The organism is Rhodocaloribacter litoris (assembly GCF_011682235.2).
Taxonomy (GTDB): Bacteria; Bacteroidota; Rhodothermia; order Rhodothermales; family ISCAR-4553; genus Rhodocaloribacter; species Rhodocaloribacter litoris.
Map to the genome: position 1 here is coordinate 3,550,631 of NZ_CP076718.1, position 13,193 is coordinate 3,563,823.

The following is a 13,193-nucleotide window of genomic DNA, read 5'->3' on the forward strand; positions in this document are numbered from 1 at the left end:
CTGTGGCCGGGGGCGGTCATGCTCGCCCCCGGGCCTCTTCGAGGGTTTGCCGGAGGCGTTCGGCTTCGCGGGCGGCGGCTTCGGCGAAGTCCGTGCCGCCGGCGGCGTAGAGGATCTGCCGGCTGCTGTTGATCAGAACGGGGCCGCGGCCGGCCGCCTGCATCACCGCGCGGGCATCGCCGCCCTGGGCACCTACGCCGGGGATGAGCAGCGGCAGGTCCGGGCAGGCCTCGCGAAGGGTGCGCAGGGCCGCCGCGCTGGTGGCGCCGGCGACGAGCCCACCGTCGCCGGGGGCTTCGGCGGCCCAGGCGGCCACCTGCCGGGCCACGTACAGGTAAAGCGGCTCGCCCCGGCAGTCGCGCTCCTGGAAGTCCGCTGCGCCGGGGTTCGAGGTGCGGGCGAGCACGAAGGCGGCTTTGCCCGGATAGGCCAGGAAGGGCTGCACGGCGTCGTGGCCCATGTAGGGCGTCACGGTGCAGGCGTCGCAGCCCAGTTGCTCGAAGACCGACCGGGCATAGAAGCGCGCCGAATTGCCGATGTCTCCCCGTTTGCCGTCGGCAATGACGAGCACGTCGTCCGGAAGCTGGCGGCACGTGGCTTCCAGGGCGCGCCAGCCTTCGGCTCCGAGGGCCTCGTAGAAGGCGAGGTTGAGCTTGTAGGCACACGCCACGGCGGCCGTGGCCTCGATGAGAGCGGTGTTGAAGGCGACGACGGCCGCGGCAGGGGTCGCGCCGGCGAACAGGTGGGGCGGCATGCGCGCCGGGTCGGGGTCGAGCCCCACGCAGAGGACCGACTTTTTGCGGGCCTGAATCTGAAGCAGGCGTTCGGTGAACGTGGCGGTCACGGCAGGCCGGTGGACGGGTGGGGAAGGAGCACGAGGGCGTCATCCCGTTCGCGCATGACGCGATCCGGTTGGGGCGGCATGCACACACTGCGGACGACAGCCGAATATACGCGTCCCGCTGCCTGGTCCTCGACGCCGGATTGTCGAATCTCCGTGAGAAACGTCATCGGGCCGTTGCTTTCTCGAAGCACGGGGGGGCCGGATCCTGGCCACAGGGTACGAACTCGAACTCCAGCGTCGAGTGGCCGATGCCGAAGCGCTCTTGCAGCAGGTCCTTGATGCGTTGCTTGATGGTTTCCATCCGTGCCAGGTCCTCCTTTTCGATGACGATGTGGGCTTCGAGGGCCGGGTGGTTTTCGTCCAGTTGCCACACGTGCAGGTGGTGCATGTCCAGCACACCGTCGATGGCCTGCACGGCGCGGATGACCTCGTCGAGGTCGAGGCGGGGCGGGGCTCCCTCCATCAGGATGTCGGTGGTGCGACGCAGCAGGTGGTAGCTGTGATAGAGGATGTACACCGAGATGAGCAGCGTCAGGATGGGGTCGACCAGGTAGACGTCGAGCCAGAGGATCAGCACGCCGCCGAGGACGACCCCGACCGACGAGACGGCGTCGGTGAGGATGTGCAGGTAGGCGCTCTTGACGTTGAGGCTGTGCCGGGCGTCGCGGTGGAGCAGCAGCGCCGTGGCCACGTTGGCCCCCAGCCCGATTACCGCCACCGCGAGCATCACCGGCCCGTCGACGGGCTGCGGGTCGAGCATCCGGCGCACGGCTTCCTGGATCAGAAAAAGGGCGATGAGCACCAGCGTGATCAGGTTGACGAAGGCACCGAGAATCTCGGCCCGCCGGTACCCGAACGTCTTGCGCTGGTTGGCGGCCCGCCCGGACAGGCGTCGTGCCCCGTAGGCTACGCCCAGCGAGGCCGTATCGCTGAAGTTGTGCAGGGCGTCCGAGAGCAGGGCCAGGCTGCCCGAGACGATGCCCCCGATGACCTCCGCCACTGTGATGAGCAGGTTCAGGGCAATGGACCAGCCGAGCCGCTGTCCTCCGCCCGGCGGCGTGTCGTGCACGTGGTGGTGGTGGTGATGTGTATGACCCATCGTCTGCCGGTCCCGTGTCCACGATTCCCTTTCCGTATGCCGCCGTCGTCTTCAGGATCCGCAGGGCATTGAATCCCGGGTTCCGCCGGGGTACCTTTCCCGTAGTCCTGCCGCGCGTTTGCCCGAGAATCTGTCCCGCCGATTTCTTTCCGACCGGCAGCGGTGGGAAGGAGCCGGCCTTCGTGCCATGAACACATCGACGGTCTTGCGACGTGTGCCGGCCGCCCTGTTCCTGTGGCTTGGTCTTATCGTGCCGGCGGCGGCCCAGCCGGCCGTTCGGTTTTACGGGCATGCCGGATCGGCATCGCCCGTCGGGCCGAACAGCTTTGTAGATTTCTGGGAAACCGGTTTGCAGGCCGGGGCCGGTGTCGGTTTCCGGGTTTTCGGGCAGGCAGAAGCCGTCATCGGGGTGGACTACCGGCGGTTTCCACTCGAAAAGGACGAGTTTCTGGCCGATGCCGGTGTACTGGGCCTGGATCTCCGTCTCGACGGCGGGGGCCTGGCCGTGCTGTCGGGCACCTTCCGCCTGAAAGCCAATCTGGAGGCGAGCGACCGGTTCGCTCCCTACGTTGCCGCCGGTTTCGGGCTTTACCGGCGCACGCTCGACCGTCTCACGGTTTCCGCTGCCGGCGAGCACCTGACGCTCCCGGGGGAATCCGAAACCACCCTGGGCCTGGAGGGGGCTGTCGGGGTCGGGGTCATCCTTTCATCCCGCCTGCAGGTGTTTGCCGAACCGGCTTTCACGTTTCTTGCGACTTCTTTCGAGAAACCCGCTTTCAACCGGGATATCGACCGCACCGAGGACAACAACATGCGCTTTCTGATGGTGCGGCTCGGGGTGGTGCTGGGCCGCTGAGGGAACGCACGCCCGCGGTCAGGGGAGGTCTTCCCACCGGGCGTCTTCGATGTCGAGGTGGGGCGGGGTGGATCGGGCCCGAGGGGCCATGCGTTGCCGCTCGTAGGCTCGCGGGCCGTAGGAGGGCGGGTCGGGAGGCGGCGGCATCTCGCGCGGTGGCCGGCCGTCGTGCAGGGCGGCACGGATCAGGTTGCGGGCGTACCGGAGCACGAGGTAGAACAGGAGGACGAGCAGGACCGTGTTGAACAACAGCTTGAGCACGATGGGACCTTACAGGTGAAGCGAGCCGGAGGGCGTCGGGTTGAAGTAGGTCGTACCGGGATGTTTTATCGTCATGATCTGCCGGACAAGTTCCTCCAGTTCGTCCGGATTCCTGACGAAATCGATGTGGGAGGCATGGATGATCAGCAGCGGGCTTTTGGTGTAATGGTAGAAGTAGTGGTTGTAGGCCCGGTTGAGGGTGTCGATATAGTCGGGGTCCATGTCTTTTTCATAGGGGCGGCCGCGCCGGGCGATGTTCTGCAGGAGGCGCTCGGTCGTGCACTGGAGGTAGACGACCAGGTCCGGCGTCGGGACGACGGGCTGCATCAGGGTGAAGAGGGTGTCGTAGAGCCGTCGCTCGTCGCCTTCGAGGTTGAGGTGGGCGAAGATGCGGTCCTTGTCGAAGCTGTAGTCGCTGATGACGAGTTGCTGGAAGAGGTCGCGCTTGAGCAGGTTCTGCTGCTGGCGGAAGCGGCTGGCCAGGAAGCTGAGCTGGGTGTGAAAGGCCCAGCGGCGGCGGTCTTCGTAGAAGCGGGCGAGGAACGGGTTTTCGTCGAAGGCTTCGAGGACGAGCCGGGCGTTGAAGCGTTCGGCGAGCAGGCGGGCCAGCGTGGTCTTACCGGCCCCGATGACCCCTTCGATGACGAGGTAGCGCAGGTCCTCGTGGGGTGTCACCGGCGGTGCAGGAGCCTGTGGACCGGGGGTGATCTCGGGTTCCATGGGGGCGGGTGGGGTTCGGTCAGGGAGGCGGAAGCTCGCCCGTCCAAAGGGGCTGGGGGAGGCGGACGAGCGGGGTCGGGTCCGGGCAACGGTCGAGCAGGATCCGGACCGTCGTATCATACGGCGGGGGAACGTACAGGTTCGGGGCGAGGTCGGCCAGGGGCCGGAGGACGAAGCGGCGGTTGCCCAGGCGGGGATGCGGCAGGGTGAGGGTGGGGGTTGAGCAGGTGAGGGCGTCGTAGACGAGCAGGTCCAGGTCGAGGGGGCGGGGGGCCCAGCGGCCTGCCCGGCGATCCCGGCCCGCCCGGTGTTCGAGCGCCAGCAGGACGTCCAGCAGGGCCTCGGGCAGGTGCCGCGTCCGCAGGTGGACGACGGCGTTGAGGTAGGGCGGTTGTTTCTCGCCGGGGGTGAGGGTGTGGGCCGGGCCCTCGTAGAGGGGCGAGGCCGCCACGACGCGGATGCCCGCGTCGGCGTCGAGCCGGGCCACGGCCGTGCGTAGCTGCTGCAGGCGGTCGCCCAGGTTGGCTCCCAGCGCCACGTAGGCATCGACCGGCATCGGTTGCGGGTGCATCACGTTGGAAAGGTACGGCTTCTTCGCGGAAAAGAGGAGGGTATTGAACGTTTCGTGGCACCGGAGGCGTTCGCGGCGGGTCCGGAAACGGACGGGACCCGTGGCATGCGGGCCTGCCCCGGCCTATCTTTCAACATCGGTTTCAACCCATGGTGGAGGTCATGGCTGCCCTTAGCGAACCGGACCCACCGCGCAACGCGTCCCGTCGGTCCGGGCTCTCCTGTGGGTCAGGGGGTGCACCCGTGAAGGGTGCGGCTACATCGCGCTGCCCACCGACGCCTTCAATGGCTATGACCCGTTTAATATCCGGAAGTCTATGCATGAACCTGTCTTCGTTCCCCTGAGGGAATTTCCGTCGTACTCCGAGGCCGAGATGCTCCAGCGGGCGACGGCGTTTTACGAGGCGATGCAGCGGCGGCGCACCGTGCGGCAGTTTTCGGACCGGCCCGTGCCGCGCGCAGTCATCGAGGCGTGCCTGCGGGCGGCGGCTACAGCGCCGAGCGGGGCCAACCGGCAACCTTGGCACTTCGTCGTCGTCTCGGATCCGGAACTCAAGCGCGAGATCCGCGCGGCGGCCGAGGAGGAAGAACGGGCCTTCTACCGGGAACGCGCGCCCAGGGCCTGGCTGGAAGCGCTGGCCCCGCTCGGCACCGACGAGCACAAGCCTTTCCTCGAAACGGCCCCGTACCTCATCGCGGTCTTTGCCGAGCGCTACCGGGTATCGCCGGACGGCTCGAAAGAGAAGAACTACTACGTGCAGGAATCGGTCGGTATTGCCGTGGGGATGCTCATCACGGGGTTGCATCTGGCCGGGCTGGCGACCCTCACGCATACGCCGAGCCCGATGCGCTTTCTCAATGAGCTCCTGAAACGACCCGAGAACGAACACCCGTTTCTCCTGCTCGTGGTCGGCTATCCGGCGGACGATGCCGTGGTGCCCGGCATTGCGCGGAAGGCGCTGGAGGAGGTCACGACGTTTCGATGAGGGCGTCGTGGCGGGTGAGGTGGCCGCGGTCGTCGAGGGTGAGGCCGGGCACGCGGGTGGCCAGCTCGTGCAGAAAGCTTTGCCGGTGGCGGGGCGAGATCAGGACGAAGCGGCGACGGTTGCCGGCCCGGTAGTCGATGCGGAGACGGTCGAGCGAGAGCGCCGGGCTCGCCAGCGGGTTTCTCGTGGGCCGTACCCGTACGATGGCGTCGTAAGGCACCCGGTAGCGGATCACCCCGCTGCGGATCAGGAGGGCGTCGGCGGCCAGCCGGTAGCGGCAGGGGACGATGAGCGAGAGGGTGGCCAGGAGCACCAGCAGGGCGCCGGCCGCCAGGACCCGGTCTCCGGTGCCGCTCTCGCTGGCAAGCGCCGCCAGGCACGCGGCCATGCCCAGCCCGTAGGAAAGCACCAGGACCGCGATCAGCCAGCGGTCCACCTTCGAGGGAAAAACCGGTTCCTTTCTTTCCATCGTATCGCCAGGGCTTGACGGCTGCGATCGTTCCGGTCGGATAGCGCCGTGCAGGAGCGTATGAACGTCTCGACACATCAACGTTTCGTCGCGCCCGGTCGTTCTGCTGACGAGCGCCGTGTGCTCGTGGTTGCATACTATTTCCCTCCGATGGGGCTCAGCGGAGTGCAGCGGGTGGCGAAGTTCGTCAAGTACCTGCCGGAGCACGGCTGGCGGCCCACCGTGCTCACGGCGGCGCCGGGCGGCTATTTTGCCTATGATGCGTCGCTGCTGGCGGACGTCGAAGCGGCGGGCACTGAGGTCGTGCGCACCGCGTCCTGGGATCCGACCCGGCTTTTCGGAAGGGGCCGGACGGTGGCGTTGCCGGCGGAACGGGCACGGCGGTGGTGGGCCGGGCTGAGCCAGTTTGCCTTCATACCAGACAACAAGGTGGGGTGGTGGCCGCACGCCGGACGGGCGGGGCGCCGGCTGCTCCGGGCCGGCACGTTCGACGCGATCTTCTCCTCGGCCCCGCCGTACACGGCCCACCTGGTCGCCGTGCACCTGGCCCGGTGGAGCGGGCTGCCGCTCATCACCGACTTTCGGGACGACTGGGTGGGCAACCCGCGCCACGTCTACCCGACCCCCCTGCACCGGGCCCTGCACCGCCGCCTCGAACACCGGGTGCTCCGGGCGAGCCGTCACGCGACCACGATCAACACGTACATCCGTGATGCCCTCCTGGCCCGGAACACCCGACCCGGCTTCACCCCGTCCGTTACCGTGCTGCCGCAGGGCTTCGACCCTGCGGATTTCGACGTGCCCCCCGTGCCCCGGGACGGCACGCGGATGCGGCTCGTCTACAGCGGCATCTTCTACGACGCGCAGACTCCCGACGCCTTCCTGCAGGCGCTGGCGCTGCTGCTGGCTCGCCGGCCCGGGGTGCGCCCGCACGTCGAGGCCGTCTTCGTCGGGCTGGTGCCCGGGGCTTCCCGGGCTCTTGCGACCGCGCTGGGGCTGGATGACCTGGTGCACTATACGGGCTATCTGCCGCACCGGGAGGCTGTGCGCCACCTCCGGGCGGCCGATGTGCTGTGGATGACGGTGGGGCGCCGCCCCGGCGCCGAAGGCATCTCGACGAGCAAGCTCTACGAGTATTTCGGCGCGCAGAAGCCCATCCTGGCGCTCGTGCCCGAAGGGGCCGTCCGGGAAGCGCTGGCGCCCTACGGGGCCGCCGTCGTCACCGGGCCGGACGACGTGGAGGCCGTCGCCGATGCGCTCGAAGGGCTGTACGAACGCTGGCGGGCCGGTTCGCTGCCCGCGCCGGATCGGGCCTACGTGCGTCGCTTCGACCGTCGCCGCCTGGCCGGTGAGCTGGCCGCCCTGCTCGGGGGCGCGGGCTGAGTCGTCGTTCAGGGCTGCTCGGGCGTGCTTTCGGGAGCCGGGAGGGCGAAGGGGGCGCGGAGATAGGGCGTCAGGTCGGTGTTTCCCTGCCGGGCCAGCAGGCCCTCCACGCTGTCGATGGGGGCCGGCGCATAGGCCTGCCAGGCGGAGCGGAAACGGGGAAAGCTCTTTTCCACCCCGCGATGGAGCGGAATGAACGCCTGCATGAAGCCGCGCAGGGTCTTGTGTCCGTTCGAGTGCTGCCGGAGGGCCATGTCGAGGTAGAAAGCGAAGCGCATGCCTTCGTAGTAGGTATAGTAGAAGGCCGCCGGGTTGTCGTAGTATTGCTCGCAGGCATCTTGCAGCGTCCAGGCACCTTCCGGGTCCTGTCCCCGGGCGAGCCGGGTCATGCGTTGCAGGTTCCGGCTCAGGGCTTCGGGGGTGAGCAGGCCGGCATCGAGCAGGGCGAGGTGGGCCAGGTATTCGGTCACCCCTTCACGCATCCAGCACATCGGGGTATCCCATTCCACCGGGAGCGGGGCGGGGTGGGGCAGGGCCTGTTCGCGGGCGTAGGTCCAGGTATGGATCAGCTCGTGGGCCATGATACGCAGGATGTGCTCGCCGGCGTAGGGCCACATCCGGGTGAGCGGCAGGCCGTGCGGAAACTGGAGTTGTATGGAAGAGGCCCCCGCCGTTCCGCCGGTCATGATACCCCGGCGGGACGTGTCGTGCAGCAGGAACGTCAGGTGGGTGCCGAAGCCGCCCGGCTCCAGGTCCAGGACGGTCCGGATAACCTGCATCATCTGGTTCGCCACCGGTTCCGCCAGGGTGCCGGGCCCCGTCCAGGCCAGCGTGACGTTGGTCTGGCCGATGCGCCGGGTTTGTACGTCCCCGGTACGGAACGCGACGAAATAGTTCTTCAGCAGCGCATACAGTCCGGGTGCCTCGACGCTGCGCCGGTCGCTGGACCAGGGGGTCACCACAGTCCATTCTTCCGGGACGTCCCAGGTCAGGGAGATGGCGGGGTGGAGGGGAATGCCTTCGGGCCACAGGAAGGCATACCGTGTCAGATAGAGCCGGGAGGAGTCGGCGTACGGCATCACCGATTGCCAGACGTTGTCCTCGGGCAGGGCGTGCGCGTCGCGATCGGTGCGCACCCGGTAGGAGAAGTGTAGCGTGCCGTGGACATCCTGCAGGATCCAGGTGCCCGGCCCGTCTGAGACCGGATGCAGTTCCCTTCGCTCGTCGCGGAACGAGACGTCCGTGATCAGTTGCAGGGGATAGGGGCCGAGGCGGGCGGGATGGCGAAAGCGCAGCGGGGTGCAGGGTGGGGTTTCCAGCCTGCCGCGTACGAAGACGGACGCCGACGTGGTGTCCATCCGGAAGGTGTAGGCCAGGCGGGCCGGGGTATCCGGACACCCCTGCTTCGAAGGGATCGTATCCGGGCGGATGCCGGTCAACAGGAAGAGCGGCAGGGCCGGGAACAGCAGGCGAAACAGCGCGCACATAACCCGCAACACCTTGAAGGGCATACCAACATGCATGAAAGGACGACGCGTACCGTTCAGGTCATCGGCACAGAAGCTTGTTTTTTGAAGCCGGGACGTGTAGCCGGTTGAGGTGTGGCGCCGGTGCGTTGCAGAGGGGCTTCGAACGAAAAGGCGGGTTGGTCGTCCAAGGGCCGGTGCGGCTGATACCGGCCTCCTCCGGTGCAATCTCTGCAGGATGATGGCATTCTTTTCCTCTGGTCCTCTTGTGGCATGAAGCGCGTTGCCACTCTGGTGCTTTTTGCTTTTCCGCTGGTCGTGTACGGGCAGGTGGAGGTGATCGTGCGCCTGGCCGACGAGGCCGGAGCCGATCTCGTTGCCGCCATGGAAGGCGGGGCGGCGAAGGACGGGGCGCTGGCCCCGCTGTTTGAAGGCGTCCTCGCGGTGCAGCCGGTGGTCGCCCGTCGCGGGGCGGGCAAGCAGGCCGGGGCGTTTCCGGCCTACGTGCTCGCCGTGCCCGACTCCGCCGCCTTCGAGGCGGTTCGTGCCCGCTGGGCGGCGCAGCCCGGCGTGGCCTACGTACAGCCCAACCGGCGTTACCGGCTCGACGGCCTCCGCCCGGACGTGGTGCCCCTCCGGGCCGGCGATCCCCTGGCCGACAGCCTCGGCCACCTCGCCGTCATCCGGGCCCTGGAGGCCTGGAACGTCACCACCGGACGACCCGAGGTGCGCATCGGGCTGATCGACACCGGCGTCTTCTTCGAACACCCCGACCTGGCCGGGCAGATCGCGATCCATCCCGGCGAGGATCTCGATAGCAATGGCCGTGCCAACGCCTCCGACTTCAACGGGCTCGATGACGACGGCAACGGCTATGTGGACGACCTCTACGGCTATGACTTCCTCGACCGGCCCGGCAACGTGGAAGCCGGCGATTACCACACGCGCGATCCGTTCCCCGACGAGGACAACCTGCCCGGCGGGGGACGCGGGCACGGCACCTCCGTGGCCGGTGTGCTGGTCGCCGCCCGGGACAACGGTGTCGGCATCGCCGGGGTGGCGCCGGGGGTGCGCCTGGTGCCGCTCCGCGCCTTCGGCGCCGACGGGGCCGGGGACGACGACGACATCGCCGCCGCCCTCGTCTATGCCGCCGATAACGGCCTCGATGTGGTCAACCTCTCCTTCGGCGATGCGGTGGCTTCTCCCCTGATGCACGAGGCCATCCGCTATGCCGTCGACCGGGGCGTCGTGGTGGTGGCATCGGCCGGCAACGCCGGCGGTGACGGGCCCCATTACCCGTCCGACTATCCCGAGGTGATCTCGGTGGCTTGGTTCGATGCCGACGGGCGCGGCCTCGCGGCCCGGGGCACCCACGGCGTCGGGATCGATCTGGGCGCGCCCGGCTCGTTCGTCTATACCACCCTGCTGCCCCCGCCGGAGACGCCGGACCCGGAAGCGGTCGCGGCGCTCTACGGGCGGCGCAGCGGCTCGTCGATGGCGGCTCCGATGGTCGCCGCCACGGCCGCCTTGCTGCGCTCGCTCGAGCCCGGTCTCACCCCCGCCGCCGTGCGCAGCATCCTCACCGCCTCGGCCCGCGACATCGAGGCGCCCGGATGGGACCACCGCACGGCTGCCGGTCTGCTCGACGTCGCCGCCGCGCTGCTGAACGCCCTTCCCGCCCGTACCGAGGTGCTTTCCCCCGCCCAGGATGACGGTGTGGCCGCCGGCGTCGTGCCGGTCCTCGGAACCGCCGTCGATCCCGCCTTCCTGGCCTATTCGGTCGAGGTGGCGGCCGGTGCCGGCGATCCCGGCGACACCTGGATGCCCGTGGTGACGGAGGTGCGGCGTCAGGTCTGGCGCGACACGCTGGCCCTGTGGGAGGCCGGCCGGCTGCCCGAGGGACCCTATACCCTGCGCCTGGCGACCCGCCTGCGCACGGGCAAAACGATCGAGGACCGGCGGCGCGTCTACGTCGACCGGTCCCCGCCCCGGATCACCGTCCATTTGCTGGAGCGGGCCCTGGTCGCCGGGGCGCACGGCCTGCAGGTCGATGTGGAGACGGACGACCTCACCACCGTGTCCCTCGAGGTTGACCACGCGGGGAACACCCACCGGGTCGCCTCCGGGCGGCGCGGGCGGCGGCACGGGCTCGTCTGGACAGATGCTTCCGGCACGGGCGGCCCCGTCGTCGTGCGCCTGGTCGCCACGAACGCCGCCGGCCTCCTCACGACGCACACCGACACGCTCGTCCTGCCCGCCCGCACCCTCCATGCGGCCCTCTTCGACGAAGAGACGCTCGCCGTCCCGCACGGCTTCCTGCTTCCGCACGCCACCGACTTCGACGGAGACGGCCTCCGGGAGATCGTCCTGAACCGGTACGAAGATGGCTGGCTGGGCGACACGCTCGCCGTCTATGAGTGGGACGGAACGGGCTTCCGCCCCGCCTTTCACCTGATCGCCGGCGTCTTTCCCCGGGACACGGGCGACGCCGACGGCGACGGGCTCCTCGAACTGCTCACCCAGGTCGGCGGGGCCACGCTCGTGCTCGAACAGACCGCCGCCCGCGCCTATCCGTCCACCACCGCCTTCCTCGACACCACCGGCCTGGCCAACCCCTTCGACCCGGAGGCGGCCTTCGGCGCCCGCCTCACCGACCTCGACGGCGACGGGCGCGGCGAGATCCTCGTCCACAACACCCGGCAGTGGCGCCTCCTCGAACACGACGGGAGCGGCTTTGCGGAGGTCGCCCGGCTGGAAAACCCCACGGGTGTGACGGGCTCCGAGCTCGACCGGAACGAGTTCCAGGAACCCGAGGCCCTCATCGACGACTTCGACGGGGACGGCCGGCTCGACCTGCTCGTGGGCGACAGCGACGGCGACTGGATCCTCTACGAGCACGACGGCGACAACACCTTCCGCGTGGCCTGGACGCACGAGACGAACCGGTACAACGCCGGCAGCCGCTTCGCCCGGGGCGACTTCGACGGGGACGGCCGGCCCGAATTCGTCACCTACACCCAGAACTGGACGCAGGTCACCCGGGACGGAGAGCGAGAGCCGGACGCCGGCCTGGTCTTCGTGTGGGAGAACACGGGGGAGGATGCGTTCGCGCTCCGTCACCGTTTCGCGCTGGCCGGCACCCCGCTCTCGCGCCACGGCTCGCTCAACGCCGCCGACTTCGACGGCGACGGGCGGGACGAACTCGTCGTCGTGCACCCGCCGGATCTCTACGTCCTCGCGTTCGACGCGGCGGGGCCGCAGCTGCGCTTCCATCGGGGAGGGGGCGATCCCGCCGCCCCCTCCGGCCTGCGCAGCATCCAGACGGTGGCGGCCGACTTCGACGGGGACGGCCGGCCCGAACTCGTCGCCGCCGGGGCGGACGGCCGGCTGCACCGTTTCATACCGGATCCGGCGGTGGAGCACACGCCGCCCCCGCAATGGGTGGATGCTTTCGCCCTCGATGCCCGGCAGGTACGCCTGGCCTGGCACGCTCCCGGCGCCGACTCGGTGACGGTCCTGGCCGGCCCGCCCGGCGCGGCGCTGGATCCGATCGGGACGACGACCCGCGGTGCCTGGGTGGATGAGACGGAGGCCCCGCGCTCCTATGCACTCCGGGCCTGGTTCGGCGGCACCGCCTCACCTCTTTCGCCGGTGCGGCTCGTCCGCCCGCATGCGCCGGCCATCGTGGCGGCCGTCACGTACCCCGGCCCCGCGACGGTCGAGCTGGCGTTTACCGAGCCGCTGGCTCCCGGCCTGCTCCCCGGTCAGTTTCGCCTCGACAGGGGGGGGGAACCGGCGGGGCTGCTCGCGGGGAAAGGAGGGCGCTCCGTCCTTCTCCGCTTCGACACCCCGCCGCCGGCCGACACGCTCCGGTGGACGGGCGTGCGCGACGCCGAAGGGACGCCGGTCGGGCAGACCGCCGCGGCCGTGGCCTTTCCCGAACCGGCCTACGGCACGCTCATCGTCACCGCGTTCGAACTGCTCGACCCCGCCCGTGTGGCGCTCGTCTTTAGCGAGGCGCTCGACCCGGCCTTTGCCGCCGACGCGGCCAACTACCGCCTGCGACCCGCCGGCCACGTTGCCGAAGCCCGCTTCGACGCCGCCAGGCCCGACCGGGTGACGTTGCGTGTGGAAGGACGTGTTCTCGGGGCGACGGGCCTGGCAACGTCCGTCGAGGTGCTTCGTATGCGGAGCCTCACGGGCAATACCCTGGCCCCGGAGGGCACCACCGTGCGCCTGACGGTGGCGGCCGAAGACCTGGCCGGCGTCTACGTTTTCCCGAACCCGTACGAAGCGGGGCGCCACCCGCCTCGCGTCATGATCGCCGGATTGCCGCCCGAGGCCACCGTGCGTATCCTGTCGGTGCAGGGTGGCTTCATCCGCCTGCTCGAAGAGACCGACGGGGACGGCGGTGTCGCCTGGGATCTCAACGACGACGGCGGCCGTCCCGTCCCCTCCGGTATCTACCTCGTCCGCGTCGAGGCGCCGGGGCACGCCCCCGTCTTGCGCAAAGCCGCCGTGATCCGGTAGCAGGACGGA

11 protein-coding genes are annotated in these 13,193 nt (G+C 69.3%); 4 read left to right on the plus strand and 7 right to left on the minus strand.

What is annotated here, in order from left to right; genetic code table 11:
* Positions 1–16: 16 nt before the first annotated feature.
* Together pyrF and GQ464_RS14705 are read right to left on the minus strand one after the other, a co-directional pair.
* Positions 17–844: an orotidine-5'-phosphate decarboxylase gene (gene pyrF, locus GQ464_RS14700; protein ID WP_166976902.1), complete on the minus strand. Its 828-nt coding sequence runs from the start codon at positions 842–844 to the stop codon at positions 17–19.
* Between the two features lie 163 nt (positions 845–1,007).
* Entirely contained in the window at positions 1,008–1,943 is a 936-nt protein-coding gene (locus GQ464_RS14705) for a cation diffusion facilitator family transporter (protein WP_166976901.1), read from the minus strand.
* 187 nt (positions 1,944–2,130) lie between these two features.
* On the opposite strand from GQ464_RS14705, the gene GQ464_RS14710 reads away from it, so the two are divergent.
* A complete protein-coding gene (locus GQ464_RS14710; protein WP_166976900.1) occupies positions 2,131–2,799 on the plus strand; it encodes an outer membrane beta-barrel protein in 669 nt (222 codons plus the stop codon).
* Between the two features lie 18 nt (positions 2,800–2,817).
* On the opposite strand, the gene GQ464_RS14715 is transcribed toward GQ464_RS14710, so the two are convergent.
* From GQ464_RS14715 to folK, 3 genes are read right to left on the minus strand one after another with little or no spacing between them, the layout of a single operon-like run.
* Complete coding sequence (locus GQ464_RS14715) at positions 2,818–3,060, minus strand: hypothetical protein (RefSeq protein ID WP_166976899.1); 243 nt, start codon at positions 3,058–3,060, stop codon at positions 2,818–2,820.
* Between the two features lie 9 nt (positions 3,061–3,069).
* Positions 3,070–3,780 carry a deoxynucleoside kinase gene (locus GQ464_RS14720; protein ID WP_166976898.1) on the minus strand — a complete coding sequence of 237 codons (711 nt, stop codon included), beginning with the start codon at positions 3,778–3,780 and terminating at the stop codon, positions 3,070–3,072.
* A gap of 19 nt (positions 3,781–3,799) precedes the next feature.
* Positions 3,800–4,351: a 2-amino-4-hydroxy-6-hydroxymethyldihydropteridine diphosphokinase gene (gene folK, locus GQ464_RS14725; RefSeq protein ID WP_166976897.1), complete on the minus strand. Its 552-nt coding sequence runs from the start codon at positions 4,349–4,351 to the stop codon at positions 3,800–3,802.
* Positions 4,352–4,667: 316 nt separating this feature from the next.
* On the opposite strand from folK, the gene GQ464_RS14730 reads away from it, so the two are divergent.
* Positions 4,668–5,336 carry a nitroreductase family protein gene (locus GQ464_RS14730; protein ID WP_166976896.1) on the plus strand — a complete coding sequence of 223 codons (669 nt, stop codon included), beginning with the start codon at positions 4,668–4,670 and terminating at the stop codon, positions 5,334–5,336.
* On the opposite strand, the gene GQ464_RS14735 is transcribed toward GQ464_RS14730, so the two are convergent.
* Positions 5,320–5,805: a PH domain-containing protein gene (locus GQ464_RS14735; RefSeq protein ID WP_166976895.1), complete on the minus strand. Its 486-nt coding sequence runs from the start codon at positions 5,803–5,805 to the stop codon at positions 5,320–5,322. The two genes, GQ464_RS14730 and GQ464_RS14735, sit on opposite strands and share 17 nt — an antisense overlap.
* Before the next feature lie 120 nt (positions 5,806–5,925).
* Here GQ464_RS14735 and GQ464_RS14740 point away from each other — a divergent pair, with 120 nt between their 5' ends.
* Entirely contained in the window at positions 5,926–7,188 is a 1,263-nt protein-coding gene (locus GQ464_RS14740) for a glycosyltransferase (protein ID WP_228350327.1), read from the plus strand.
* An 8-nt stretch (positions 7,189–7,196) separates the two neighbouring features.
* Here GQ464_RS14740 and GQ464_RS14745 read toward each other — a convergent pair whose 3' ends face one another.
* Positions 7,197–8,675 carry a M61 family metallopeptidase gene (locus GQ464_RS14745; protein ID WP_228350328.1) on the minus strand — a complete coding sequence of 493 codons (1,479 nt, stop codon included), beginning with the start codon at positions 8,673–8,675 and terminating at the stop codon, positions 7,197–7,199.
* A 252-nt stretch (positions 8,676–8,927) separates the two neighbouring features.
* On the opposite strand from GQ464_RS14745, the gene GQ464_RS14750 reads away from it, so the two are divergent.
* Positions 8,928–13,184 (plus strand): S8 family serine peptidase, encoded by a 4,257-nt coding sequence (locus GQ464_RS14750; RefSeq protein ID WP_166976892.1) that lies wholly within the window; start codon positions 8,928–8,930, stop codon positions 13,182–13,184.
* Positions 13,185–13,193 lie beyond the last annotated feature (9 nt).